This is a genomic window from Myxococcales bacterium (assembly GCA_016706225.1).
Lineage (GTDB): Bacteria > Myxococcota_A > Polyangia > Polyangiales > Polyangiaceae > JADJKB01.
On the sequence record JADJKB010000003.1, the window covers coordinates 17,684 to 42,788 of the forward strand.

Annotated in this window: 20 protein-coding genes; 9 read left to right on the forward strand and 11 right to left on the reverse strand. The window is 66.9% G+C overall.

The genetic code is table 11. The features are described 5' to 3' along the window. Positions 1-12: 12 nt before the first annotated feature. From IPI67_02055 to IPI67_02070, 4 genes are all read right to left on the reverse strand, one after another. Positions 13-2,700, reverse strand: coding sequence for a hypothetical protein (locus IPI67_02055; GenBank protein ID MBK7578965.1), 2,688 nt, complete (start codon positions 2,698-2,700; stop codon positions 13-15). Beyond that, positions 2,697-5,462 (reverse strand): protein kinase, encoded by a 2,766-nt coding sequence (locus IPI67_02060; protein ID MBK7578966.1) that lies wholly within the window; start codon positions 5,460-5,462, stop codon positions 2,697-2,699. The genes IPI67_02055 and IPI67_02060 overlap by 4 nt, the downstream gene beginning before the upstream one ends. Before the next feature lie 239 nt (positions 5,463-5,701). Then, complete coding sequence (locus IPI67_02065) at positions 5,702-5,929, reverse strand: hypothetical protein (protein MBK7578967.1); 228 nt, start codon at positions 5,927-5,929, stop codon at positions 5,702-5,704. A 109-nt stretch (positions 5,930-6,038) separates the two neighbouring features. Next, positions 6,039-7,049: an AraC family transcriptional regulator gene (locus tag IPI67_02070; GenBank protein MBK7578968.1), complete on the reverse strand. Its 1,011-nt coding sequence runs from the start codon at positions 7,047-7,049 to the stop codon at positions 6,039-6,041. 276 nt (positions 7,050-7,325) lie between these two features. Between IPI67_02070 and IPI67_02075 the strand changes: the two genes are divergently transcribed. The 4 genes from IPI67_02075 (at position 7,326) to IPI67_02090 (ending at position 11,801) form a co-directional block, all read left to right on the forward strand. After that, a complete protein-coding gene (locus IPI67_02075) occupies positions 7,326-8,468 on the forward strand; it encodes a DUF2236 domain-containing protein (protein ID MBK7578969.1) in 1,143 nt (380 codons plus the stop codon). 436 nt (positions 8,469-8,904) lie between these two features. Further along, complete coding sequence (locus IPI67_02080; protein MBK7578970.1) at positions 8,905-10,056, forward strand: hypothetical protein; 1,152 nt, start codon at positions 8,905-8,907, stop codon at positions 10,054-10,056. A gap of 218 nt (positions 10,057-10,274) precedes the next feature. Beyond that, a complete protein-coding gene (locus IPI67_02085; protein ID MBK7578971.1) occupies positions 10,275-10,805 on the forward strand; it encodes an HNH endonuclease in 531 nt (176 codons plus the stop codon). Between the two features lie 300 nt (positions 10,806-11,105). Beyond that, a complete protein-coding gene (locus IPI67_02090) occupies positions 11,106-11,801 on the forward strand; it encodes a hypothetical protein (protein ID MBK7578972.1) in 696 nt (231 codons plus the stop codon). A gap of 1 nt (position 11,802) precedes the next feature. Here the strand turns inward: IPI67_02090 and IPI67_02095 are convergent, their stop codons facing one another. Both IPI67_02095 and IPI67_02100 read right to left on the reverse strand, forming a co-directional pair. Further along, positions 11,803-12,822 carry a pirin family protein gene (locus IPI67_02095; protein ID MBK7578973.1) on the reverse strand — a complete coding sequence of 340 codons (1,020 nt, stop codon included), beginning with the start codon at positions 12,820-12,822 and terminating at the stop codon, positions 11,803-11,805. Between the two features lie 45 nt (positions 12,823-12,867). Next, on the reverse strand, positions 12,868-13,638 hold the full coding sequence (locus IPI67_02100; GenBank protein ID MBK7578974.1) for an autotransporter domain-containing protein: 771 nt from the start codon (positions 13,636-13,638) through the stop codon (positions 12,868-12,870). Between the two features lie 186 nt (positions 13,639-13,824). On the opposite strand from IPI67_02100, the gene IPI67_02105 reads away from it, so the two are divergent. Continuing rightward, positions 13,825-14,973, forward strand: a complete 1,149-nt coding sequence (locus tag IPI67_02105; protein ID MBK7578975.1) for a fatty acid desaturase — start codon at positions 13,825-13,827, stop codon at positions 14,971-14,973. A gap of 10 nt (positions 14,974-14,983) precedes the next feature. After that, the gene (locus IPI67_02110; protein ID MBK7578976.1) at positions 14,984-15,805 is read left to right on the forward strand and encodes a MerR family transcriptional regulator; all 822 of its coding nucleotides are present in this window, start codon (positions 14,984-14,986) and stop codon (positions 15,803-15,805) included. Positions 15,806-15,853: 48 nt separating this feature from the next. Here IPI67_02110 and IPI67_02115 read toward each other — a convergent pair whose 3' ends face one another. Genes IPI67_02115 through IPI67_02125 form a run of 3 tightly spaced genes read right to left on the reverse strand, consistent with a single transcriptional unit; the run spans position 15,854 to position 20,547 of the window. Beyond that, positions 15,854-16,774 (reverse strand): (2Fe-2S)-binding protein, encoded by a 921-nt coding sequence (locus IPI67_02115; GenBank protein MBK7578977.1) that lies wholly within the window; start codon positions 16,772-16,774, stop codon positions 15,854-15,856. Continuing rightward, entirely contained in the window at positions 16,771-18,585 is a 1,815-nt protein-coding gene (locus IPI67_02120; protein ID MBK7578978.1) for an NAD(P)H-dependent oxidoreductase subunit E, read from the reverse strand. Before IPI67_02120 ends, IPI67_02115 begins: the two co-directional genes overlap by 4 nt. A 48-nt stretch (positions 18,586-18,633) precedes the next feature. Next, entirely contained in the window at positions 18,634-20,547 is a 1,914-nt protein-coding gene (locus IPI67_02125) for a molybdopterin-dependent oxidoreductase (protein ID MBK7578979.1), read from the reverse strand. 151 nt (positions 20,548-20,698) lie between these two features. On the opposite strand from IPI67_02125, the gene IPI67_02130 reads away from it, so the two are divergent. The 3 genes from IPI67_02130 (at position 20,699) to IPI67_02140 (ending at position 23,387) form a co-directional block, all read left to right on the forward strand. After that, positions 20,699-21,688 carry a fibro-slime domain-containing protein gene (locus tag IPI67_02130; protein MBK7578980.1) on the forward strand — a complete coding sequence of 330 codons (990 nt, stop codon included), beginning with the start codon at positions 20,699-20,701 and terminating at the stop codon, positions 21,686-21,688. A gap of 80 nt (positions 21,689-21,768) precedes the next feature. After that, the gene (locus tag IPI67_02135; protein MBK7578981.1) at positions 21,769-22,347 is read left to right on the forward strand and encodes a thermonuclease family protein; all 579 of its coding nucleotides are present in this window, start codon (positions 21,769-21,771) and stop codon (positions 22,345-22,347) included. An 11-nt stretch (positions 22,348-22,358) separates the two neighbouring features. Beyond that, entirely contained in the window at positions 22,359-23,387 is a 1,029-nt protein-coding gene (locus IPI67_02140) for an NAD-binding protein (GenBank protein MBK7578982.1), read from the forward strand. 12 nt (positions 23,388-23,399) lie between these two features. On the opposite strand, the gene IPI67_02145 is transcribed toward IPI67_02140, so the two are convergent. Together IPI67_02145 and IPI67_02150 are read right to left on the reverse strand one after the other, a co-directional pair. Further along, positions 23,400-23,885, reverse strand: a complete 486-nt coding sequence (locus IPI67_02145) for a GreA/GreB family elongation factor (protein ID MBK7578983.1) — start codon at positions 23,883-23,885, stop codon at positions 23,400-23,402. Then, positions 23,882-25,024, reverse strand: coding sequence for a hypothetical protein (locus IPI67_02150; protein MBK7578984.1), 1,143 nt, complete (start codon positions 25,022-25,024; stop codon positions 23,882-23,884). Before IPI67_02150 ends, IPI67_02145 begins: the two co-directional genes overlap by 4 nt. Positions 25,025-25,105 lie beyond the last annotated feature (81 nt).

Here is a 25,105-nt window from a genome sequence, read left to right on the forward strand (position 1 = left end):
CGACGCGCCCGCTCAGGCTGGCACCGCGGCGCGCGAGAGCAAGAGCTGGTAAACGACCTGGCGAGCGATCTGAGGCTCGTGACCCGCCTCGATCAGCTCGAGCAATGACGGTTTCCCAGTCGCGATGGCGATCACCACCGCCAGCTCGTCCGGCGAGAACTCGAACTCGTCCACCGACGCGCCAGCGGACATCGCGAGGGGGCCCGCCGCGGACTGCGCTAGCACGCGATCCATCGCCTCGACCTCAGGGTGCTCTCGGAGGCCGAGTGTCAGAGCAGCGCGCGGCGAGACTGCGGCTGGAATGCGTCCCCAGCGAGTCTGAAGCAGATCGACGTCGCCATAGAACGCAAACAGAGTATTGGGCGCGAGGGAGAACAAGAACTTGATTCGCTCGTAGACTTGCGTGCTCCGAACCTCCGCGATCTGCTCGGGCCGCACCAAGCCGAGGTCGATCAGCTCTCGCTCGAGCTCTGCCTCGTGTCCACCCGCGAGCGCGATGTCCTCGAGCTGCCCCTGCTCCAATGCGCCGCTGCCCACCAAGAGTGAGCCGAGGGTGGCGATTCGCCCAGCGACGTACGCTTTGAACGGCTTGCCTTCTCTGAAGAACACCGCGTGCTCCGTCGCTTCGAGCTCGGGTTGCTCCGACGGCTCTGCGAGAACGAGAGTGCCGCCGAGCGCCCGCTCCTCCAAGTAGAGCAGGAGGTGCGAGAGCGGTTTCTTGTGGAGCGAACCCTCCGCGCTCGGCGCAAACCCCTCGGCGAGCGAGGCGTTCCTGGGCGTGCTCTTCGGAGGAAGCGCGACGGCCCGCTGCCGCCAGTCGAGGGTCGGGCTGGTCTGGAACCTGGATCCGGAGCCGGGGGTGCTCGCACCCGACGGCTCGGACGGGGGCTCGTCGTCCCAGTCCTCCGAGCGCGGATCTCGGCGGGACGGCGGCGCCTCGACCAGCTCGACGGCCCCGCTTCCGCGTCCCGATCGCGGGGCTCGACCACGCCTGCTGTCTGGTGTCGACGAAGGCGGCGGTTGTTCCACCGACGGACTGCGCGGAGTCCGCTCGCTCACCGCACGCGCCGACGGCGCAGGTCGTTCGATCAGCGGGGCGCTGTCGGGAGGTCGCGGAGTGGGCTCGCTTGCCGCCCCGGTCGAGGCCGGCGGTCGGTCCGTGCTGTCGGAGCTCTGCAGAGTCCGCTCGCTCGCGGCGCCGGCCGACACAGGCCCCCGCGAGGAGGGCGCGCCAACCGAGATGAGCTCCTCGGACGCTCGGCGGAGCTCCGGATCCGGATCCAAGATCACGCGTGTGACCTGCCGCCCTGGATCCCGCGACAAGTCGAGCACCACTTTCGACCGCAGTAGCTGTCCGCTCGAGTCGTAGATGAGCCTCACGCTCGGGCGGGCATACTCGGCGGGATTATCCGGCGAATGGAGGACCACGGCGCGCTCCCCGGTCGACAGCTCGACGACGGCACCGCGGGGAAATACTCCCAGGGCGCCGACCAAGAGCACCAACATGGCGTGGTCCAATGCCTCTTTCGTCTTGTGTCGTAGGGTGGTGATCGTTTCGTCTACCGACGGTGTTCGACTCGCCCCGAGGTCCGGCTCCACCAGCTGATTGAACCGATGCGCGGTTGCGACGATGCGCGCCGCCACCATCGGACGGTGTGCGCCGTCGTAGAGCTGACCCAGCGACTCAATCTGGCGCAACCACTGCGCTTCGTAGGCGATCACCGTGCGCACGAGGCTAGCTTCGCGAACCTGACCGAGGGCCGTCAGCACCGTGGCCGTCGCCGCGGGCAGCCGCTTGGCTGCTTGGTCGGTCATCTTGGCCACGACGACCTGCTCCTCCCCCATGCCTGCCGCGCCCGTGACGAGGGGCACCGCCACGTCGAAGAACAGTGCGGACATCGCGATGCGCGAGAGCGTGGCGAGGTCACCGGTGAGCTGGCGACCCATGGAGACCGCCAAGATCGCCCGGTTCACCGCCCGACCGGCAGCGTCGTGATTCAAGTTGCGCATGCCCGTGACCCCCAAGAACGCGGGGGTGTCGCCCTCGGACAGCACGACCAGGCGTTGAGCCAGACGCTTGGCCTGGTTGGGTAACTGATACCGCCCGGCCATCAGGTTCTCGTAGACCCGACGCATGACAACGACCGTCGTCGCGTACGTACGGAGGACCTGCTCCTCGGGCGTGAGCTCGTTCTCGTTTTCGTCGAGCCGCGCTGCGTGCACGTAGCGCAAGCGAACCCGGGGTGATGGCTCGATGACACCATGCTCTGCTTTCAGCGCCGATCCGGGCTGAAAGAGCCGCGCCAGCGCCTTCAGATCTGCGCGATTGGCGTCGGCCTGCAGCGTGAGCTGGGTGACACCGAGCGCGCGCACCATCTTGCTCAGCTCGAGCGCCGCTTCGTACTCCGCGCGCGACGCCTTGAGCAGCTGCCCACACACGAACACCGTGCTCTTGGTGAAGAGCAGCGACAGGGGCTCGCCCGTCTGTGTGCCGAACACTCCGAGTGCCTCGACCGTTTGATCGACCTGCTGCAAGAACGCCATGTTGTCGAGGGCGTGAAACTGCGCCACCTTGAGCAGCCGAAACACATGGCGAGCGAGGGAAGAACCCAGCTCGCGCGCCTGCTGGCGCTGCGCGAGGTCGGCCACGTTCTGCTGAACGACCTGAGCCGCGTCCGCGGGGGGAGGTTGTGAGGTCATCGCCCCCTCAGGCGGCGTTTGATCGCCGCGCCCGCCTGCGCCGCGGCGTCACGGACGGTCTGTGAGTTGGTCCACTTACCCGCCGTCTTCTCCAGCTCTGCGATCACGCTGCGGTTGTCGCTCAGGCGCCCGAGCAGCTGGATCGCCAGCGTGCGTGTGTCGTCGACGGCCTCGCGCGTCAGCATGCCGGTCTTGGTCGCGAGATCCGTGACCAGGCTCTCGCCGCGCACCGGCGAGAGCTCCCACAGCGTCTCGAGCGTGACCCGTCGCTCGTTGATGTCCAGCTTGTGAAAGGCGTCGTCGGTGGCCATCTGCACCAGCAACGGCCCCGCCTCTTTCACCTTGTACCGCGCCATGGTGCCCAGCACCGCCATACGCACGAACTGATCCCGACTCGAGAGCAAGCTCGCGAGCTCGTCACGGAGTCCCTCGGTCGATGTTTGTGCGCGCATGGCCACCGCCTCGACCCTGATCTCGGGATGCACACTGGACTCCGCCGCTGTGAGCGCGCGAGCCGCAGCCTCGGTGCCAAGCGCGTGCAGGAGCCCCAGGACCGCGCGCCCCTTGGCCAGATCGGCTTCGCCCAAGATCGCGGCGATCTCCTGCTCGCGACCGGCACCGTGCCGCTCGAGAAAGCGCAGCAGTGCGTCGCGGATCGGCTCGACGTCGGCGCGAGCGAGCGCCGCCAGGACACTGGAGAAATGCTCGGGCCCGGTTTCGTCCAGCAGCTGTGAGAGGAGCGGAGCGGAGCGTTCGGCGTTGGCGCGTTCGGCCTCGGGAATCGGGCGTGCCAGCTCCTTGAGCACGACTCCGAGAGTTTCGGCGTCCACCAGCGCGCGTGTCAGCTCTGCACTCGAGGCAGGTCCTGCCCGCAGTGTCACCGCCTCGACCACAGCGAGTGTGCGTCGGAGCGCCGGCGCGATGGCCTGGCTGGCCGCTGCCTCGATGAGCCCGCTGCGCAGCGGCGCGCAGATCAGCTCCATCTGCTCGTAGGCCATCGCATCGACCGCGGCGTGTGCGAGCACCTTGACGTAGCGGGTCTCCCACTCCGCCTCGGGCATGTCGAGGGCGGCCGCGATCAGCGCACGGGTCGGCTCGTCGAGCGTCGCGGCTCCGGCGGATCGCACCGCACGCAGGGCGGACTGGCGCGCGGCGATCACTGCGGCGCGCTCCTCCAGCGACGCCGGTTCGAGCTCGAGCTCGCCTACCCCGGGTTTTCGGTTGCCGGAGCCTTCGACGACACCCTTGCCGGTCTCTACCAGATCGTCGAGCTCGCGATCGGCTTCCTCGGACGAACCGATCGTCAAGAACGAGCTCACCACCTGGTAGGACACGTGCTCGAGCTGCCTCTCCCAGAACGCCGTCGCCAGGTCGTCCTCGGGTGAGAAGTCCCGCAGCGGGTCACGCCGCATCAAGTCCAGCAGCGAGATCACCTCGTCGATGCTGACGCCGGCCGTGATGTCGAAGCTGCGAAATCCGCTCGCGAACAGGTTGTAGGGGATCTCGTCGAAGGGGTGCAGCGGTTCCCACAGCACGGCGGACTTCATGGCGAAGGAGTGGGGTTTGACCTCGAAGTGCAGGGGGCCCGGCACCCGAGCCAGGTACTCCGACATGACCTGGTGAATCGCCTGCATGTGACCGAGCGTGACCTTGTGGTCCCAGGTGTACTGACGTGCGGCGTTCAGGCCACGCTCCACGCGCCGGAAGATCTCCTGTAACTCGACGACGAGCGCCTCCTCCGCCGGTGAGAGCTGGACGTCCGCCTCGGGAGTCTCGACGCTCTCCGAAAGCAACGCGAGCAGCTGGGCCTGTCCATGCTGCTTCTGCGGCGCGCTCTGGACGGCAACGCCCCCCTCCAGGACTCGCTGCACTTCGGCGATGGCGGCGCGCATTTCCTCCGCGCTCTGGAACCGATTGCGGGGATCCCACTGCAGGGCGCGGTCAATCAGCTGAACCAGCTCCGGAATGATGTCGGGGGCGACCTTGGCTACCGACGGTGCGGGACGCGTCGCCGCGAGCACGAAGGCCTCCTCGTTGGAGCGCCCGTCGTGCAGGCGTTTGCCCGAGATCATCGTGTGCAGCACTGCACCGACTGCAAACAGGTCCGTGCGCGCGTCGATGCGGTCAGCCGACCCGAGCGCCTGTTCCGGAGCCATGTAGGCGGGGGTTCCGAGCGCGGTGCCGACCATGGTGGGATCGACGCCGACCTCGCGCTTTCGGGCTACACCGAAGTCCAGCACCTTCACTACCCCTTCCGTGGTGATGAAGATGTTCGCAGGTTTGAGATCTCGGTGAACGATTCCGGCGGCGTGGCAGGCGGACAGCAGGTCGAGCACCAGATCGGCAATCTCGAGGGCCTGCTCCGGCGGCAAGATGCTGTTGTTGTCTTTCCAGTGTTTGCTCAAGGTCCTTCCCCGGAGCAGCTCCATCACGAAATACGGATCACCCTCCTCGCTCTGCCCTTCTTCGTAGATCGCGACACGGCCTGGGTGCTCAACCGCCTGAGTCAGCTGCGCCTCACGCACGAACCGCTGACGCAGCGCCTGGTTGGCCGAGTAGTTTCCGTGCAGCAGCTTGATCGCGACGCGGTTACCGTCGGAGTCGCGGCTGGCGTAGACCGCCGCCATACCGCCCATGCCGATCAGGCGCTCGAGCGGCCAGCGGCCGCACAATACCGAGCCCACTCGCCGCTTCGCGAGGCCGAGTTCGTCTTGAGCCGACTGATCTGCCACGTTGCTCTCGGCCCGAGCGCGTACCAACACACCCGGGTCTCCGCGGGCTGGCGGTCACCCACCAGCTCCACTTCGGCGATGGTGCCGCATGCGGCGTGGCCCCGAAAGCCCTTAGCCCGCACGGTCGAGATCCCGCGCGAAGGCGCGATTTGTGCGGCCACCGCAGGCCCCGGGGTGTCGCCGTATCCCACCCGCGACAGGAGTCCGTGTCGGTACGGACCTGTTCATCGTGGGTGGGACGCGCGCCGGGGCGCGGCGTCAACGACGGCTCAGCGCACGCGGCGTCGCCGCACGATGAGCGCCGCGGCCGCGGCCAGGGCGATCGCTCCCGCGCCGGCCGGAGCGCCGACCGGCAGCGCGCCAACGGAGCACCCACCTGGCTGCTGGCAAGCGGGGTTGCCCACACACTCGGGCATCGGGACGTCCGCGAGCGCCTGGACACTGGTGAGACCGAGAGCAAGCGTGGTTGTGATCGAGAGCAGGATCTTGGTCGTCATGTTCCGAACCTCCATGGTCGCAGCTTGCCGCACATTGGCCCCACGATCAGTGACCCCAGCGGCCAATGTCGTGGGCGAAACGGCCAGACCGTCGTGAGGTGCGGGCGGGTCAGGCTCGGGCGCGAAACGCGCTCGGCGTCGTCCCCGTCCAGCGCTTGAATGCACGGTGAAAGGCGCTCGGCTCGGAGAACCCCAGAAGGAACGCGACCTCCGAAAGCGGCAGACGTTTGTCCCGCACGTAGCCCTGCGCGAGCAGCGCCCGCGTCTCGTCGAGCAGCGCGCGAAACGACGTACCCTCGGCCTCCAGCCGGCGCCGCAACGTGCGCTCGCTCGTGGCCATGCCCTTCGCGACTTGATCGAGTGACGGCACGCCCTGCTGCAACTGCTCGGCGATGATGCCGCGGATGTGATCGAGCGGCGTGTCTTCGGTCCCGCCACGCTTCTCGAGGGCTTGATTCGCGACCGAGCGCAGGTATGCGCCGAGCTGCTCGTCGGCCTTGGGCAGCGGCAGCGCCAGATCTTCCGCGGAAAACAGCATCGCGATGTCGTCGGCGCGGAACGTCACCTTGCAACCGAAGAACTCCTCGTGCAGCGAGATGTCCCGCGGCCCAGGGTGCATGAAGCGGACTTCGCGAGGCACGATGTGTTTCTGCGTGACCATCCGAGCCGCGTGGAGGATTTCCGCGGGCGTCGCCTCGGTGGCAAAACGCAGCCCGATTCGATCGGCGAACGGGGTTCGGTACACGATGCGCAGGGTCCCGTCGCTCTCGAGCGCCATGCCGGGTTCGTCGGTCCAGAGCCCCATGTAACGAACCGCATGTCCGATGGCTTCACGTAGCGTGCCGCTGTTCATCGCCACGAAGCCGACTAGCCCGTAGTCACCGGGTGAATATCGCTCCGCACCAAGTACGGCGCCGCCGGCCCCAGGCACCACGGCGAGCACGGCCTCCCACAGCGCGTGCAGAGTCTCCACGGGGATTCGGGCATCGACGTCGCCGAGCACCTCCGGCTCGACGCCGACCGAGCGGAGCACCGCCGCGGAATCACCCCCCGCCTCCTGGACCACACTCGGCAGATTGCGGATGGCGCCACTGGCGATCGTCGGCACGCGCGCTCGCACGCAGGCCAGGATAGACCCCCTCGCAGGGCGGGCAAGGGCAATGGGGTGAGTCGCGAATTTCTGGCAGGTCGCGCTTCGCGGTGAAGCTCGAAGAAACCCTTCCGCCGCGGTTATTTCAGTGCACGAAACCGCTCGGGTCGAGGCTAGGCTGAGCGTGTGGACGACTCCTGTTCGTCGCCGGCCCCTGGTCGCATTCCCTCCGAGTTCGGCTACTGGGCTCAAGTCGGCTCAGCCCGCGCCCAGCGACTCCGGCGTAGCCTGCGTATGCTTTTCAGAGTGGAGCCCAAGCTGCCCGACGATGTCGTGCGGACCTGGGCCACCACGTACTACGACGCTGATCCTGTAGCGGAGGCTTTTGTCGAGGAGGTCTCACTGCCGCGAGGGCAGACTGAAGGGCGGCGGTTGGTCGACCAAGCGCTCGCCTCGGGAGTCGATTCCGTCGCGGACGCACCGCGCTCGCTCACGCGTCTCTTTGCAGAGATGGAGACGGAGCCCGCCTGGCTCGATCCCCAGCAAGTGGCGCTTGGCGCTCGCGTCTTTCGCCGCTGGGGCACACACCTGCACGCCTTCGCCGGTGCGATCACCCTGGAGGGATACCGAGAGAACAGCGTGGCGAAGCCCCTGTGTTTCACCGGAGGCTACACGGGGTCGAGCGCCCAGCGACGTTTTCTCGAGACGGCGGCCTTCTGGGTCGATGTGGCGGAGCCGGGCGCGCTCGAACCCGGCAAGCCGGGCCGAGCTACGGCGCTCCGCGTGCGCCTGATGCACGTCTTCGTGCGCAAACGTCTGCTCGCACATCCGGACTGGAACCTCGACGCTTGGGGCGTGCCCATCAGCCAAGCGGACGCGCTGCTCACACTGATGGGCGGCAGCTTCGTTCCGGGCTACGGGCTGCGGCTCATCGGGTACCGGACCTCCCGCGAGGAAATCCAAGCGACGATGCATTTCTGGCGCTACGTCGGGCATTTGATGGGGGTGCAACCCCGCTGGTACCCAGAAGACGTCGACCAAGCTCTGGGCCTGATGTTCACGTCGATGGTCAAGGGAGTCAGCGCCTCCGGTGACGATGGCAAGCTGCTCGCGCATTCCTATCTCGACGCGGACACCGCGGCCGCGAGCGATTCACTCCGCCACACTCTGCTCGGTCACTTCGAGCGAGGCCTGCGGCGTGGATACGTGGGTTGTTTCGTGGCGCCGGCCACACACACGCACTTCGGGCTGCCGAGCCCGGGCCTCTGGCGACTCGCGCCGTTGTCGCAGGCGCCCCTGGTGTTCGCCCGCGAGACCCTGCGTCGGAGGTCCGCGCGCTTCGACGATCTGCTCGACCGTATAGCCCGACGCACGACCGCCCGCTGGGTCCGGTCCCGACTCGGTGAACGGCGAGCAGAGTACCGCGCGGCAGAGAGCTTCACGCGTTGAGCCATGCGTTCGTTAGGCTGTGCATTCGCGGCTCGCTGGCGGTACGCGGGACGTGAGATTTCGGAAATTTCACAGGAAGGACGGAAGAGGCGGAAGATTTTTGGGATCAAACGGAGCAGAGACAATCCCTCCGCCCTCCTGCAAAATTTCTCCGCCCTCCCGCCTTCCTGTGAAATTCTCAATTCCGAATTCTCAATTCCGCCCTTCCGCCTTCCTGTGAAATTCTCAATTCCGAATTCTCAACTCCGCCCTTCCGCCTTCCTGTGAAATTCTCAATTCCGAATTCTCAATTCCGCCCTTCCGCCTTCCTGTGAAATTCTCAATTCTCTCTTTCTGCCCTCCCGCCTTCCTGTGAAATTCCTCCGCCTCGAGCGCCTGACAGCCGCGCGCGCCGCGGTCATGAGCGCCCACGCGAGGACGTGATAACTTCGCTCGGGTGACGAGCGCGAGCGCTTCGCTGTCCGTGCCCGAGGCACTCGCTCCGCCTGTGCCGCCCGCGAGTCGAGGCGCCGCGCTGATCGAGTTTCTGCTCGTGGGTGGCGCCACGCTAGTCCTCTTCCCGCTGCTGTGGCTGCTTCGCCGCAGCGTGGGTCTGGACTCGGCTGAGCTGGCCGTGGGCTTCGTGGCGTTTCACGCAGGCTACGTGATCAACGACCCGCATTTCTCTGTCACCTACCTGCTCTTTTACCGGGACTTCAAGCGTCGCGCTTTCGGCGGTGCCTTTGGCCCGGGCCAGCGCATTCGGTATCTGCTCTCGGCGCTCGTCGTGCCGCTGGTGCTCCTGGTCTGGGCGCTCTTGGGTTTGTGGACGCACTCGGCAACGGCGCTGGGCTCCTTGGTCCAGCTGATGTTCTTGCTGGTGGGCTGGCATTACGTCAAACAGGCGTTTGGTGTGCTCGCGGTGCTGTCGGCGCGCCGCGGTGTGCGCTTCAGCCCCCGCGAACGGCTCGCGTTCCTCGTGCACTGCTTCGCCGGTTGGGCCTACGCCTGGTCGAGCCCATTCGACCCAGGGCGGGAGGTCGAAGAGAAAGGGGTCGTCTACACCACGCTCGGCCACCCGCATGGGCTCGAGCTCGCTACCGGCGTCGCATTCGCGCTCAGCACCGTCGGAGTTGTCTGGGTGCTCGCGGGCAAGTGGCGGGCCGAACGTCGACTGCCGCCGCTGGCGCCGCTCGCGGGCTTCCTGATCACCATCTGGATCTGGACGGTGTATTCGAGCGTCGACCCGCTGATGGTCTACGTGATCCCAGGCCTGCACTCGGTGCAGTACCTCTACTTCGTGTGGTTGCTGCGGCGAAACCAGGCGCGCGCCGCTGAAGGGCCGCCTCACTTCGGGCGTCCGGCCGCAGTTCAAATTGGCTTGCTCGCGGTGTCGGCGCTGGGGCTGGGCTGGCTCCTGTTGCGGGGCGCGCCCACGCTGCTCGACAGCCTGTTGATTGGCACGCCTCGCTCACCCGCAGCCCAAACGGACCTCGGCCCGACCCCCTATTTTGCCACGTTCTTCGCCTTCGTGAACATCCACCACTACTTCATGGACCACGTGATCTGGCGCCGCGAAAATCCGGAGACCCAGCACCTCCGTGCGTGACCTGTTGCCTCACTCGCAGCTGGAATTCCAGGCCGGAGCGACCGACTTGAACGCGCCGTACGCCGGCTTCTGCCCACCCGACGCATCGAGCACCCCGAAGGGCGAAACCATGCCGTCGCTCCAGCTCACTTACTGCCCGGATTTTCGGGGACTTCCGGCGGGTCGGGCTCAGAAAATGAAGCAATGCCCCAGTTGTTGCGTCATAAAAGGCAAGCGTCATGCACTCGCGAACCCTCGTGCTCACGCACTGGTACTTCCCCCACAAGGTCATCCGCTGGGAGGACGCGATCACGCTCGTCTATCTGGACAAGGTCGACGTCGTCGTTTCGTACACGGACGAGCTGCGTTCCCCCTCGACGACCATTCGCATGCCGGCGGTCGTGCGCTTGCGCCGCAGCTTCGCCACGACCAAGCGTGGCGTGAAGTTCTCGCGGCAGAACGTGCACGTCCGCGACGGGTTCGCGTGTGTCTACTGCGGCGCAAAACCACCGCGCTCGTCGCTGACCTGTGATCACGTGCTTCCGCGCTCGCGCGGCGGCCGCACCGACTGGGAAAACATCGTGACGGCGTGCCTCGCGTGCAACGGAAAGAAGGCCAACAAGACGCCGGACGAGTCGGGGATGTGGCCGCGAAAACCCGCCGTGCGGCCGATATCGTTGCCGCTCCAACCGCCTCGTATCGACCCGGCCACTGCCCCCATCGAGTGGCGCGAGTTCACCCAGGCCCTGCCTCGCTCGGGCATGGTCTAGCCAGTCCCGAGTCTTGCGATGCTCAGATCGCGATCGTCCTGAGCGGCGAAAACCCACTTGAACTACCGGCGAGGCCGGCGGATGCCTCCTCTGGCCTGGGACGTGTCGCGAATTTCTGCCAGGTCGCCCGCCGCGGGTCACCTCGAAGAGGCCCTCTCGCGCTCTGCGACAGCGCGCAAGGCGAGTCTAGCTGAAGCCCGTTCGTGCGCTGCTGTCCTCGAGACCGCGGCCACGCCGGGCGGTTCTGACCGACTGAGTGGCCTCTCGACGGGCCGGTGGACGCCGGCTACACAGGGACTCGTGCTGAAGCGCATCGACGTCACGTTCGAGATCTGGACCTCACTCGCGGAGGCAGTCGTCGGCCCAGAGACGGTGATCGAAGGCGCTCCCCCCTGGCTCACGCTGGCCTGTTTCGCCAAGACGGATGCGCCGGAGCTCTTCCAGATCCCGACCTGGGTCGAGGAGCAGACGGAGGACGACGTGCTCGCAGATCTGCGCCGCGCGGCGATGCTTTATCGAGTTCGTGTCGCGCCGGAGACACGCCCCGAGAACGACAGCCACCTGCAGGCGGCGATCCAGGTCGCGGCCACCATCGCCGAGGCCTCCGGCGGCTGGGTGCTGGATGCGCTGGCCGAACGTGTGCTCGATGCCGAAGAAATGGAGAGCTCCTGTCAGCCAGAGATCGCCAACCACGTCAGCTACACGCTGTTCGATCACGAAGTCCGCACGCTCGGCCTGGCCAAGCTGGGGCTGCCGGACGTCAGCCTGCGCACCGATGGCGTGGTCGAACAGCACGAAGCCACGCTGGTGGGAGTGCTCGACGCGATCACGTCGGGATTCGCCGGAGGAGTGTTTTCAATCGCTGCGCCCTTCGAGCTCGCGGGGACCTCCTTTCGCTTCGAGCTCCACGGCGACGTCGTGGTGGCCGCTCCCATCGGCATCGAGCTGGTGACCTTCGTCGCAGATCTGGCGCGCCTGGACGGCGAGCCGAACTGAATCAGTCCATACGCTCGACGCGGCCGTCCGCGTGCCGGGCGAAACGGCCTTTTTCCGCGCCGTGGACCGGGTCGTCCGACGGCCAAGGCCAACCGCCGAAGCGCGTGGTTTGGTAGTCACGAATCGCCTGGCGGATCTCCTCCGGCGAGTTCATCACGAACGGACCGTGTTGCACGACCGGCTCGCCGATCGGGCGCCCCTGCAGCAGCAGGAGCTCCGTCTCGCCGTCGCCGGCCTGGAGCGTCAACTCTTCCTCACATTGCACTAGCGCCGCGGCGTGGTCAGCGAGCGTGTGGGACCCGATCTCGAGCTTCGAGCCCCGGAAGAAGTAGAGGGTCCGCGCCGTCTCGGGACCGGCTGCCGGCGGCAATCGAAAGCTCGCGCCGGCCTGCATGCGCAGTGACCAGATCGCGACGTCGGCCTCGGCGTGTGCGGCCCAGGAGCTTGGCGGGGGTGACGGTGCCCGCCGACCGTCGTAGTCGCCGGCGATGACGCTGACCTCGGTGCTCTTGCCGCCAGCGTCCAGAGCGCGAACCACCGGGATCTCCTTGGCCCAGAGCATCGAGAAGTGAGGCTCGACCAGCTTGTCCCGGCGCGGCAGGTTCAGCCAGATCTGGAACAGCTCGAGCGGGTTCGGCTGTTCGGTGTCGAGCAGCGGGAACATCTCCGAGTGCACGATGCCCGCTCCTGCCGTGAGCCACTGCACGTCGCCCTCGCCAAAACGCGCAGCCGCGCCCAGCGAGTCGGAGTGATCGATGAGCCCCCGGCGCACGATGGTCACCGTCTCGAACCCACGATGCGGGTGCTGGGGAAACCCCGGCACGTCCTGGCCGTGGTACATGCGAAAGCCGTCCTTCACCACGAAGTCCTGGCCGAGATTTCTGCCCGCGAGGGAGGTGGCGGGACCAAACCGCCCGTTGCCACGCGGGTAGGCGTCGTCGTGGTGCACACAAAAGAGGAACGGGTCCGCCGTCACCCAGGGAAACCCGAGCGGCATCGTGTCGAGTACGGGGCTCTTCATGGCGCGAAATTGTAACGCGCTCGGCGAAATCTCAAAGGGGGCACTTCAGTGCAGCGTGAAGGCGATGCCGATGCTGGGGTAGAGGTAGCTGTACTTCACGCTGGCCCCGCCCGCATCTTGGCTCATCGACGAATAGAGGATCCGACCGAAGGGTCCAATGCTCCACTCGTTGGCGACCCAGAAGTCGTAGCCGGCCCCGATGGCCAGCATGGTGCCGCTCGGATCATTGCCACCGCTGTTGCCATTGTTGTTCACGAAGTCCACGGTTCCGAAGCCGACCATGCCCAGAAAGTGCAGGCCCTCTTTGGGGTTCAAGTAGAAGTCGCCGAAGAGGCCGACCCCGGCAAAGAGCAGCGTGCCGTTGGCGGTGCCCTTGAGGGACCCCGCTTCGATGGTGGGGTCCGACGTCCGGCCCGCGATCAGCGCACCGCCAATGGCCAGCCCCTTGATGGGTGAGCCGCCGAACATGAGGTCGAAGCCGGAATGAAATCCGCTGAACTTGGTCTCGGTCGCCGTGTCGGCACTCATCATGAGCGGGCCGCCGTTGAGGCCGATGCGAAAGAAGAAACCGTCGTGGGTGTGAGCTCCACCGGACTCGGTGTGCTCCATCACCGGCGCGGGGCCCGGCGCTGGACCCGGCTGCGGGGCGGCGGCGGCGGCCGGCTCGGCGGCGGGGGCAGTCGCGCCAGGGGGCGGAGGTGGCGCGGGCTCGGTCGCGTCGGCGGGTGGCAGGGTTTCGCCCGCCTGCTGAGCCAGCGAGAGCGCCGCAAACGACGAGAGCAAGGCAACGATTGAAGCGCTGAGGATGACCCGCATGTGACCGCTCTTCCTGCCCCCATTGGGCACCAAGCAACATACACGCCCGCAACCCGGAGCCAAAATTCTATCTTGACAGCTCTAACTGTCACTGTTAATGCTGTCCCAGTTGCTCGTGGCCACCTTTCCGGCCCGAGCCGGATCAAGACGGCCCTCATGCCTGGGCCGAGAGGGAGCGGTTCACCCGTGCAAACCCAAGACAACAGCATTCCTGCATCAAGAAACAGCGAGCGCCTGGCCCGTTTCGGCCGAGACATCGATCAAATCAAGAAGGACGTCGAAGGAGAGCTCGGCGAGAGCGACGTGCGCCGCCTCCGGCGCCTCGACCGCTTCAGTCGGACCTGTGAGGTCACGGGGCGACTCCTGCTCCATTTCAGCTTCGAGCCGATCGGTTTTGGAGCCGGCGTCATCGCGCTCTGGCTTCACAAGCAACTTCAAGCCACGGAAATCGGACACACCGCCCTGCATGGCGCGTACGACAGACTGCCGGTGCCCACCCGCTACCGCTCCGAGAACTTCCGGTGGCAGGTCCCCATCGACGAGGAGTCGTGGCGCTTCGGACACAACGGCTGCCATCACGGCAACACGAACGTCGCAGGTCGTGATGCGGACATCCACTTCGGTCCCATTCGTCTGACCGAACAGACGCCGCACTCGAAGAGGAACCGCTGGCAGCTGCCGTTTGCGCTCCTGGTCCTGTTCCCCAACTTCGGGTTCCTGATGAATCTGCACTTCACGGGGCTGAGCGATCTCTACTTCGACAACGGCCTCGCACAGCGCCTCGACTTCCTGCCGGATCGCTCGCCGGCAAGCCGGCGCCTCGCCTGGAAGCGGGCGCTCAGGAAGTACGTGCCGTACTACGCCAAGGAGTATGTGCTGTTCCCTGCGCTGGCCGGTCCGTTCTTCTGGAAGGTGCTGCTCGGCAACTGGCTGGCCGAGACGCTGCGTGACGTCTACTCCGCAGCGACGATCTTCTGCGGTCACGTCGGAGAGGACGTGGCGAGTTACCCCGTCGGCACCAAGGCGCGCTCGAAGGGCGAGTGGTACGCGATGCAGGTCGAGGCCACGAACAACTACGAAGTGAGCCAGCCCATCAGCGTGCTGTGCGGGGGCCTCGATCGGCAGATCGAACATCACCTGTTCCCGAAGCTGCCGCCGGAGCGCCTGCGGCAGGTTGCACCGCGGGTCAAAAAGGCGTGCGAAGAGCATGGGGTGGCCTACCGGACGGCCAGCTGGGGGGCCACGCTCCGCGGCGCCTTCGCCCACATCGGCCAGCTCGCGCGCGATCGCGGCGTCATGGCCCAGAGCCGCGCGGCCATCCGCGCGATGAGCTGAGGAGTGGGAGATGACCAGCGCCGAACTAGCGTTACCGTTCTCCGCCGCGACAGGAGTAGCGTCGGGCGACATGGCCGAGCCGACCCCCGACGCGGACCTGCTCACCATCGACGAGCTCTCTGCGCTGTCGCGCGTGCCCAGTCGAACGATTCGATTCTACCAATCGAAGGGCGTGCTGCCAGCACCCGAGAAGCGCGGGCGCGTGGCGTATTACCGCGCCGAGCACCAAGAGCGACTCGAGCTCATCGCCAAACTTCAAGATCGCGGGCTCCGCATCGACGCCATCCGCGCGCTGCTCGCTCGTATCGATCGGGGCGAGGTCGACGTGGGGGAGTGGCTGGGGCTCGAAGCACAGCTGTCGGCATCGTGGGTCAACGATCAGCCGCGCACCATGACGGAGAGTGAATTGCTCGCGCTGGCCGGGCGACCACGGGCCGGACTGCTGGCGGATCTCTTGCGCCTGGAAGCGGTGAAGCGCCAGGGCGACGTGCTGCTGGTGCGAAGCCCGGGGTTGTTGTCCATCGCGCTCAAGCTCGAGGCCATGGGGGTCGATCTGCAGGCGTCCCTTGCCGGCGAAGCCATCCTGCGCAAACACCTCGCACGCGTCGCCAAAGAGCTAGCGGAGCTGTTCTTCGACCAAGCGCAACGGGGCGCCGTGGAGCCGCCTTCCGACGGGGATTGGCCGCGGCTCCTGGAGGAGCTCAGGCCTACCGGGATCGAAGCCGTGCGTCTCGTCTTCGGCCAAGAGATGGAGCGCGTGCTGCGTCGCGCGCTCGAGAGCGGCAAGCTAGCAAAGCTGCCCGCGCGCAAACGGCGACGGGATCGGCGCTGAGGTGTCTCGGGGCGGACGAGCGCTATTCCCCACGCAAGCGGGGGTCGCTCAGACGAAGCCCCAGCCGAAACGACCCTTGATGCACAGGTGACCGTCGGTGACGCTGGAGTCGTGCGGTGAGCTGGCCTTGACGATGCGTCCGTCCTGAGTGTGCAGCGTGACGACACAGCCGACACCGCAATAGGCGCAGATGGTGTCGGTCTGGTTCTGACGCGTCTCGTCCCAGGTGCCGGCGGCACGCATGTCGTGCTCACTCTTGAACATCAGCGCGCCGGTCGGGCAGACCCCGATGCAGTTACCGCAGAACACACACGCCGAGCTCGGCAGCGGCACGTCGAGCTCCGTCGCGATGCGCGCATCGAACCCCCGCCCGGCGACGGCAATGGCAAACGTATTTTGCGCGTCGGAGCCACAGGCTTCGACGCACTTGTAACAGAGGATGCATTTGCCGTAGTCGCGCACGAAGAGCTCGTTGTCGACCTTGACGGGCTGGGCGACGGTTGCGGCCCGGCTCGGCTCGGGCTCCACATGCTCGCCGGCGTGGCGGTGTTCGCGTTCGCCTGCGGCGGTTGGCGCCGCCGCCAGCCCAAATCGAGCTGGGTCGGCGCCGTACCGCGCTTGATACGCCAGAGCTTCGGGCGCCGTCGACAGGTCCACACTCGAAGCCAGCAGCTCCATCACGAGCTTGCGCGATAGGCGCACCCGCTCGCTGTCGGTCTTCACCACCATGCCACTCTCGGCCTTGCGGGAGCACGCCGGGACCAAGGTACGCGCGCCTTCGAGCTCGACCACACAGATGCGGCAGGCGTTCACCGGTGTCAGGTTCGGGGCGTGACACAGCGTCGGCACGTCGATAGCGAGCGCGCGGCAGGCGTCGAGCAGCGTGGCACCCTCCCTCACGCTCACCTTGTGACCGTCGACGTCGAGCTCGAGCTGACGCTCGGGCAAGAGCGGCAGGCGCACCGTCATGGCGCCCCCTTGCCAAACGCGCCGAGCTCCTTCACTGCCGACTCGATTGCGGCAGACGCCGTCTGCCCCAGGCCACAGATGGACGCATCGCGCATGACCTGACCGAGCTCGGCGAGCAACACCAGCTCCTGATCCAGGTTGCCGCGGGGCTGTTTGCGCGTGAGGCGGGTGACCAGCTCTTCCTGGCGCACGGTGCCCACGCGGCACGGCACACACTGTCCACACGACTCGTCGCGGAAGAACCGGGCTATCCGCGCGAGCAGCGGCGCAACGGCCACCTGATCGTCGAGCACGAGCACAACTCCCGAACCCAGGGTCACCCCAGCCCTCCGCGTATCTTCGAAGGTGAGCGGCAGCGCGAGGGCAGCCTTGCCGACGAACGTTCCGGCGGCGCCACCGAGCAAGACCCCTTGCAGTGGGCGCCCGCCCTTCACCCCTCCCGCACGCTCGAGCAGCGCGCCGAGCGTGACTCCGAAGGGCAGCTCGTACAGGCCCGGTCTCTCGACGCGCCCCGAAACGCAGAACAGGCGAGTGCCGGGTGAGGCCGCCGTCCCCAACTTGCGGTACTCGGCCGCGCCGTGCTCGACGATGAACGGCACGTTGACGAGGGTCTCGACGTTGTTCACCACCGTCGGTTTGCCAAACAGGCCCACCTCGACCGGGAAGGGCGGCTTGCTGCGCGGCTCTCCCCGAAACCCCTCCAACGAGTTGAAGAGCGCCGTCTCTTCGCCGCAGATGTACGCACCTGCCCCGCGGCGGATCTCGAGCTCGAATCCCACGCCACGGCCGAGAATGTCTGGACCGAGCAGCCCGCGGGCTCGGACTTCGCGAATGGCGTGAGCGAGCCGCTGGCTCGCAAGTGGGTACTCGGCCCTCACGTAGAGATAACCGAGCTCTGCGCCCACCGTCACACCGGCGATGGTCATCGCCTCGATCAGCGCGAAGGGATCCTGCTCCATGAGCACACGGTCCTTGAAGGTGCCGGGCTCCGATTCGTCAGCGTTGCACACGACGTAGTGCGGCCGTGCGGGGGCCCGCGCCGCGGCTTCCCACTTCTTGCCCGTGGGAAACGCGGCGCCACCGCGGCCCACGAGCCCCGACTCCATGAGCTCACGCATGACCCGCGGGGGCCCGAGCTCGAGAGCGAGGCGGAGTGCGCGGTAGCCTCCCTCGGCTCGATAGGCGTCGATGCTCGTGGGGTCGACGCGCCCTACGCGCGAGAGCAAACGAAGCCCGGGCTCGCCGACCTGATGCAGTGCCGGTGACGACGGCTCGCCAGGTGCATTCCCTTGCATCAATCGAGCGGCGCGCTCATGGGTCATAGCTCCCAGCCCGCGTTCGACCGGACGCTCCCCGGCTGACGTGTAGAGCGCGGCAGGCGCCTGTTCGCACAATCCGAGACACGGGCTCCTGTGCCAGGCGCTCTCGCCGGTCGTGTGCCCGGCCTGACCAAACTCCCGAGTGAGGGAGTGAATGAGGTCGTCCGCCCCGGCCATCTTGCACGCAATGTCGTCACACACGTGCAGCGCAACGGGCGGGCGCTCCGCGAGGGCAAAGAGCGCGTAGAAGCTGGCAACACCGAAACCTTCGGCGGGCGGCACATCCAACCGACGACACACGTACCCCAGCGCCCCCGGCGAGATCCAGCCGACCCGCGCCTGAACCGCGTGCAGCGCCGGCAAGAGCAAGTGGCGCTTTCTGCGTGCGCTGGCAATCGGCACCGTCGCCGGTCCACCCTCGTCGCCGAGCAGCGCATCGATGACCGCCCGCTCGGCGTCACTGGGCGGGGTTTCGAGCGCGCGAAGATCCACGTCGTGACGATACCCCGACTCGGCCGAGTATGCGAAGTCCGAGGGGGCTCAGAGCCGCTCGACGCGCACGGCGGAGGCCTTGAACTCGGCGGTGCCACTCCTGGGATCGGTGGCGTCGATGGTCAGCTGGTTGACGTCCACTTCGTCCGGGAAGTGCAGGCTCATGAACACGAGCCCGGGCTGAAGCCCCGCGTCCAGCCGAACCGGCGCGACGACCGACCCGCGCCGCGAATGCACTCGCACACTGTCGCCGGCCTTCACTCCGAGGCGCTCGGCGTCGTCCGGATGCAGATCGACGCTCTCCCCGCGCCGGATGGGCGAGTCCATCGCACCACTCTGCACTCCCGTGTTGTACGAGTCGAGGCGGCGACCGGTCGTGAGCCGGAGCGGATACTCGTCGTTCAGCGTGTCCACCGGCTCGACCTGTTCGACCACCGAGAACGGCGCGCGCCGACCGACGACTGGGTTCTTCCAGAGCCGACCATGCAGGAAGCTCTCGCCGATTTCTGCCTCGTCGGTGCAGGGCCACTGCAACCCGCCGAGCTCCTCGAGCCGGCGGTAGCTCATGCCCGCATGCATCGGGCTCAGACTGCGTACCTCGTCCCAGACCTGCTCCGGCGTGGGGTTGCCGAGGTCGTGTCCGAGTCGCCGCGCGAGCTCACACAAGATCTCGATGTCGTCGCGGGCACCCCGAGGTGGCGGCACCGCACACCGCACACGCTGGACCCGGCGCTCGCTGTTCGTGACGGTCCCTTCGGACTCACACCACGCCGCCGATGCCGGAAATACTACGTCGGCTAGCTGGGCGGTCTTGGTCAAGAAGATGTCCTGGGCCACCATGAACTCGAGACCCGAGAGCAACCGAAGCGTGCGCCCGGCGTCCGCCTCGGATTGAGCGGGGTTCTCCCCGAGCACGTACAGGCAGCGGAGGTTCTGGTGCTCCATCGCCTCGAACATCTCGGTCAGGTGCCAGCCGTTCTTGGGCGGGAGCTTCACGCCCCAGGCGCGCTCGAACTTGGCGCGAACGGCGTCGTCTTCCACATCCTGGAAGCCGGCGAACTTGTGAGGCAGCGCGCCCATGTCACCGCCGCCCTGCACGTTGTTCTGACCGCGCAAGGGATTGAGCCCGGAACCGTAGCGTCCGACGTGGCCCGTCAAGATGCCGAGGTTGATCAGCGCGAGCACGTTGTCGACCGCGTTGTGGTGCTCGGTGATGCCGAGCGTCCAGCAGAGCTGCGCCCGCTCCGCCCGCGCGTAGTCCCGCGCCAGTCGAACGATCAGCTCTGCCGGCACGCCGGTCTCGCGCTCGGCCCGCTCGAGTGTCCAGGGTGCGACGGACCGAGCAAAGGCGTCGAACTCGATCGTCGCGCGCTCGATGAAGGTGCGATTCTCGAGGCCTTCGTCGAGGATCACGCGGGCTACGGCGTTGGCGAGCGCGATGTCAGTTCCGACCCGCAGAGGCAAGTGCCCATCCGCCCACTGGGCCGAGGCGGTGCGGCGCGGATCGATCACGTACAGCTTGGCACCGCGGTTCAGCGCCCGGAGCACGTGATGGAAGAAGATCGGGTGTGTCTCGCGCGCGTTCGACCCCCAGAGCAGGATGACGTCGGCGTCCTCCACCTCGCGATACGAGCTCGTTCCCCCACCCGCTCCGAAGACCGTCGCCAGACCGACGACGCTGGGTGCGTGTCAGGTTCTGTTACAGCTGTCGATGTTGTTGCTGCCGATGGCGACGCGGGCCAGCTTCTGCGCCACGAAGTTCACCTCGTTCGTGGCCTTCGAGCAGCTGAACATGCCGAACGTGTTTGGCCCGTGTCGCCCGACCGAGCTCTTGATCCCCGCAGCCGCGTGGTCCAGCGCCTCGTCCCAGGTCGCGGGACGCAAGGCGCCGTTCTCCTTGATCATCGGCTGAGTGAGTCGGGGCAGGCTCGGCTTCACGGGGCACCTCTCGGCCGAAAGCATACGGGGCGCAGACGGGCCGCGGCAATGTTCAGCGGGTCGTTCGACTTGCGTGCGGGGCCGCTCGCGCGGAAAATCGCTGCATATGCCAGGTCCATCTCGTGCCCCTGCCCTGTTCTCGCCGCCACTCGGCGCGCTCGCGCGCAGCCTTTCCGTGGCTTCCCTCGCGCTCTCGGTCGCCTGTGGCTCCGACGATGGCGGCGGCTCATCGAGCAACGCTGGTGGCGGGGGCAAGGCTGGCGGGAGTGGCAGCGGCGGCTCGCTGAACCTGGGGGGCAGCGGGGGCAGCAGCGCGAGCGGCGGGGGCGGCGGAACCAGCGGTGCGGACGGGGGACTCGGCTGCGGGCAAGTGGTCGGCGTGGTACGCGACTTCAGATCGTCGCACCCGGATTTCGAGTGCACGAAGGACAGCCCCTACGCGTGGGTCGATCCGTCCAACAAGGACTGCGGGCCCTGGGACCCGGCCATCGTCGGCTCGCTCGGCAGCGACATCGGCCCGAATAGCAAGCCCGTCTACGCCGGCGGTGCCAAGACACCGAGCACGACCGGCCCTGCGAATTTCAACCAATGGTTCAACGACGCGGCTGCGGTCAACGCCTCGCTGCAGGTGGTGTTTCAGCTCGTGCCGAGCGGCAAGGGTTCGTTCGTGTACGAGACGCCGTTCTTCTTTCCTGTCGACGGCAAACTCTTCGACGCAGAGCCTGGAAACCCGGACAGCAACAAGTTCCCGTCGGACGACAAGAAGATGCGCAACTTCCACTTCACCTACGAGCTGCACACGACCTTCCGCAAGAAGCCGGGCAGTGAGTTCCTGTTCCGCGGGGACGACGACGTGTTCGTGTACGTGAACGGGAAGTTGGCGGTGAACATCGGGGGCATCCACGTGCCCATGGAAGGCAAGATCAACCTGGATCAAGGTCGAGTCGAGATCACGTCGCCGATGGGTTTCCCGAGCTTGAGCCTCGACCCCGGCTTGGGATTCACCGAGTCGATCGCCGGCGGCGTGGCCGGCAACGTCAGCCTCGGGCTCGCCGATGGCGAGATCTATCCGATGGATTTCTTTTTTGCCGAGCGAAACTGCTGCGCGTCCAACTTCCGCCTCGAGACCAACTTCGAGTTCGTCGACTGCGGCATCGTGAAGTAGCCCGGGGCGTCTTTTTCGGGGCCCGCGGCGCAGCACGCCAGCGCTCCCACGTTGGCGCCCTCAGATGGTATCGTCCCGGCGTGGACTTCGGCACCCGCCTCTTCTGGGCAATCGTCGCCATTTTGCTGGGGACCTCCGCGTTCTTCGCCCGGGGGGCTGCCATCGAGCGCGCCGCGGTCCGTGTGTCCGAAGGCAGCCTGAAGACGGGGGACCTGGTGCGGGTCACGCAGGTCGTGGACGGTGACTCCGTCGTCGTCGCCGACCCAACGGGCGCGACGGTCACCGTGCGGATCCTCGGGATCAAGGCCTTTCCACCCAAGCCCGAGCGGGACCCGGCGGCGCGCTTCGGGCGTGACGCCGTGGCCGCGATCGAGCGAGCAGTGAGGGACGAGCCAGTGCGAGTCTTGCTGCACGGTCCAGAGAAAGATCGGCACGGCCGCACCCTGGCCGAACTGTTCGTCGGGGACGAAGACCTCGGGCTGATGCTGGTCAAGCAAGGGCTGGCCCTGACCTACACCGTGTATCCCTTGCCCAGCACTCCCCTCTACCTGAGCGCGCAAGAAGACGCCCAGGCTGCCGAGCGCGGACTCTGGGGGGACAAAGAAGTGGCAACACGCGCCGAGGTGCTGTCGCGAGAATGGGGCCGGGGCGCGGAATGATCTCGATACTCATGCACTTCTTCTCGCGGCGCACGCTCAAACATCCGCCGGCCGCACTGCGCATCACCGTGTTGATGTTCGCAATCCTGACCTTCGGCACGACGGGGTTTCTCTACTTCGAGCTTCCAGACAACCCCACACTGACTTGGGTCGACGGCGCCTGGTACTCGATCGTGACGATGAGCACCGTCGGTTATGGGGACTTCTTTCCCAAGACCTTCGGCGGACGCGTCGTCGTCGCGGTGCCGCTGATGTTCTTCGGCATCGGACTCCTGGGTTACGTCCTTTCCATTGCGGCGAGCGCGCTCGTCCAAGCCAAGAACAAGGAGCTGCACGGCATGGCGGATTTGTCGGTGGAAAACCACCTCGTGGTGATCAACTTTCCTGGGGTGGGCAAGGTCGAGCGTGTGCTCGACGAGCTCGGCGCCGACGCGAGCTTCGGCGACCGCGAAGTGGTCCTGGTCGACGAGTTCTTGGAGGAAATCCCGCCCGAATTGGCCCGCAGGGACGTGCGCTTCGTGCGGGGCAACCCAACCCGTGACGAGACCCTGAGCCGCGCCAACATCGACCAGGCAAGCTTCGTGATCGTGCTCAGCAAGAACCCGGGCAACCCACACTCCGACGACCAGAGCGTCGCGGTCACCCTGGCCATCGAAGCGCGCAACCGCGGTGTGCACACCGTGGTCGAGTGCGTCGACTATTCAGCCCAAGAGTTGCTCAGGAAGGCCGGCTGCGACGCCATCGTCTGCACCTCGCGCTTCGACGCACACTTCCTGTCGAACGAGCTGCTCAACCCGGGGGTTCAGGAGGTGATTGACGAGCTGACGACGAACCTGCGGGGGCAGCAGATCGTGATCACGCCGGTCGAGAGCGAGGGGCTTAGCTACGCCCAAGCCGCAAAGCGCTGTCGTGACGCTGGGCACATTCCAATCGGCGCCCGTCTGGCAGGGGTCAAACATCTCAACCTCACCGACGACCCGAAGCTGAGCGTGGGTGATGCGCTGATCAGCATCGGGAAGACCAAGCTACGCGCGCTCTGAGCGGAGCCGAGCTCACTCGACGCCCGAGATCTCGTACTCTTCGGGCTCATCGCCGCGCAGGACCTCGACCACCTCACCCGATCGCGCGCCGAGCAAGGCGGACCCGAGGGGCGAGCCTGGCGTCACGATGCGGACGCCGCCCCCGAGCCGCACGCCGGCGCCGCCTGGCAGAAGAAACAGGAGCAGGCGACCGGACGGGGCTTCCACCGAGACCAGCGCCGTCGCCGCGATCGGCTCGGTCGAGCCGAAGCGGCGGGGCGCCAGGGACTTCAGTCGCTGGATCTCCTCGCTGAGCTGGGCCACGCGCTGTGCCTGCCCGCGCGCGAGATACGAGGCCTCGGTGGAGCGCATGTCCTTGTCGCCTTCCGCGCGGTTCTCTTCGTGGGTCACACCTTCGCTGGTCGAGCGCTGGGCGCTGACCAGCGTGGCCCACTCCCGCTCCAGTTCGTCGAGTACCTGGCCGAGCAGCGCCGCCTTGTCGACCCCCACGGCGCTCACTTCTTGGCGAAGTAGTAGAGGGGCTGGTTGAGGCCCTCGCTGATCGTGTAGTAGCCGCTCGCGTCAGCAGCAAAACCAATGGCTTCGCCCTGCTGCTCGGCCTTGTGCGGCACCGGGCAAGCCACACCTTCGAGGGCCTTCGCCACGGACATTCCGGCGCCGCGACGCCACAAGAAGGCAGTCCCGTAGGTGCGGATCAGGATCGCGTCTCCGCTGGGCGAGATGTCTCCGCCCGTCGTGGTGGCGCCGCCAGCGAGGGGCGCAACACCGAAGGTCAGGCTCGCAACCTGCGAGAGCACTCCACTGGCCAAGGGTGCGCCCGCGCGGAACACCGGGCTGGTGCCGGTTCCCGCTTTGACCACGATGAAGAGGTCGCCGGTCTTGGGGTCGACCAGCAGCGTCTCGGCATTGTGAGCTCCGTCCGGGTAGGTGAACGTGAACGTCTCGACCCCGTTCAGGGTGACGTTCTGGGCAGGGCCCGCCGCACTCACACTCGGCTCGGCGACCCGGTAAATCTTGATGTTCGCCCGAGCCACGGCGTTGTCACCGATGTCGCCCGCGTACAGATATTTTTCACCAGCGGTCGGCCCCGGACCCGTTGCGATGTCCTCCCAATCCGCGGCCTGAGCTCCCGCAAAGGTGAACACACCGAGGTGCGTGCCGGTCTTGGTGAGTGCGTACAGCTTGGGGCCGTCTCCCGAATCGTTGTTGACCCAGAACACCCCGGTGTTCTTCCGGCTCTCGACGATGCCGCTCGCCTCGTTGACTCCGGCGAACGCAATCTTCCCGGTCTCGACGCCGTCGGCGAAGGTCGGGCAAGGGCCAACGCCGGTGCCCGCGGTCCCGCCGCTCGAGGTGCCACCCGCGCCGCCGCTCGAGGTGCCACCCGCGCCGCCGCTCGAGGTTCCGCCCCCGCCCGCGCCGCCGCCGGTCGAACCAGCAACGCCGCCACTCGAGGTACCACCCGCGCCTCCGCCACCAGCTGTCGTTCCACCGGTACCACCACCGGCCCCACTCGAACCGCCGCTCGACGCACCACCCGACGCCTTGCCCCCGCCGCCGCCATCATCGCCCGACTCGCCGCACGCGGTGCAGGCAGGGAGCAGGAGACAGAACGCGAGTGCTCGGAGCTTCTTCATGCGGCCCTCGATCATCAAAGTCGATTTTTGCACGGCTGCCGGACAACGGGTTAGAGATTTCCCAGCGTGTTGACGCGGCTC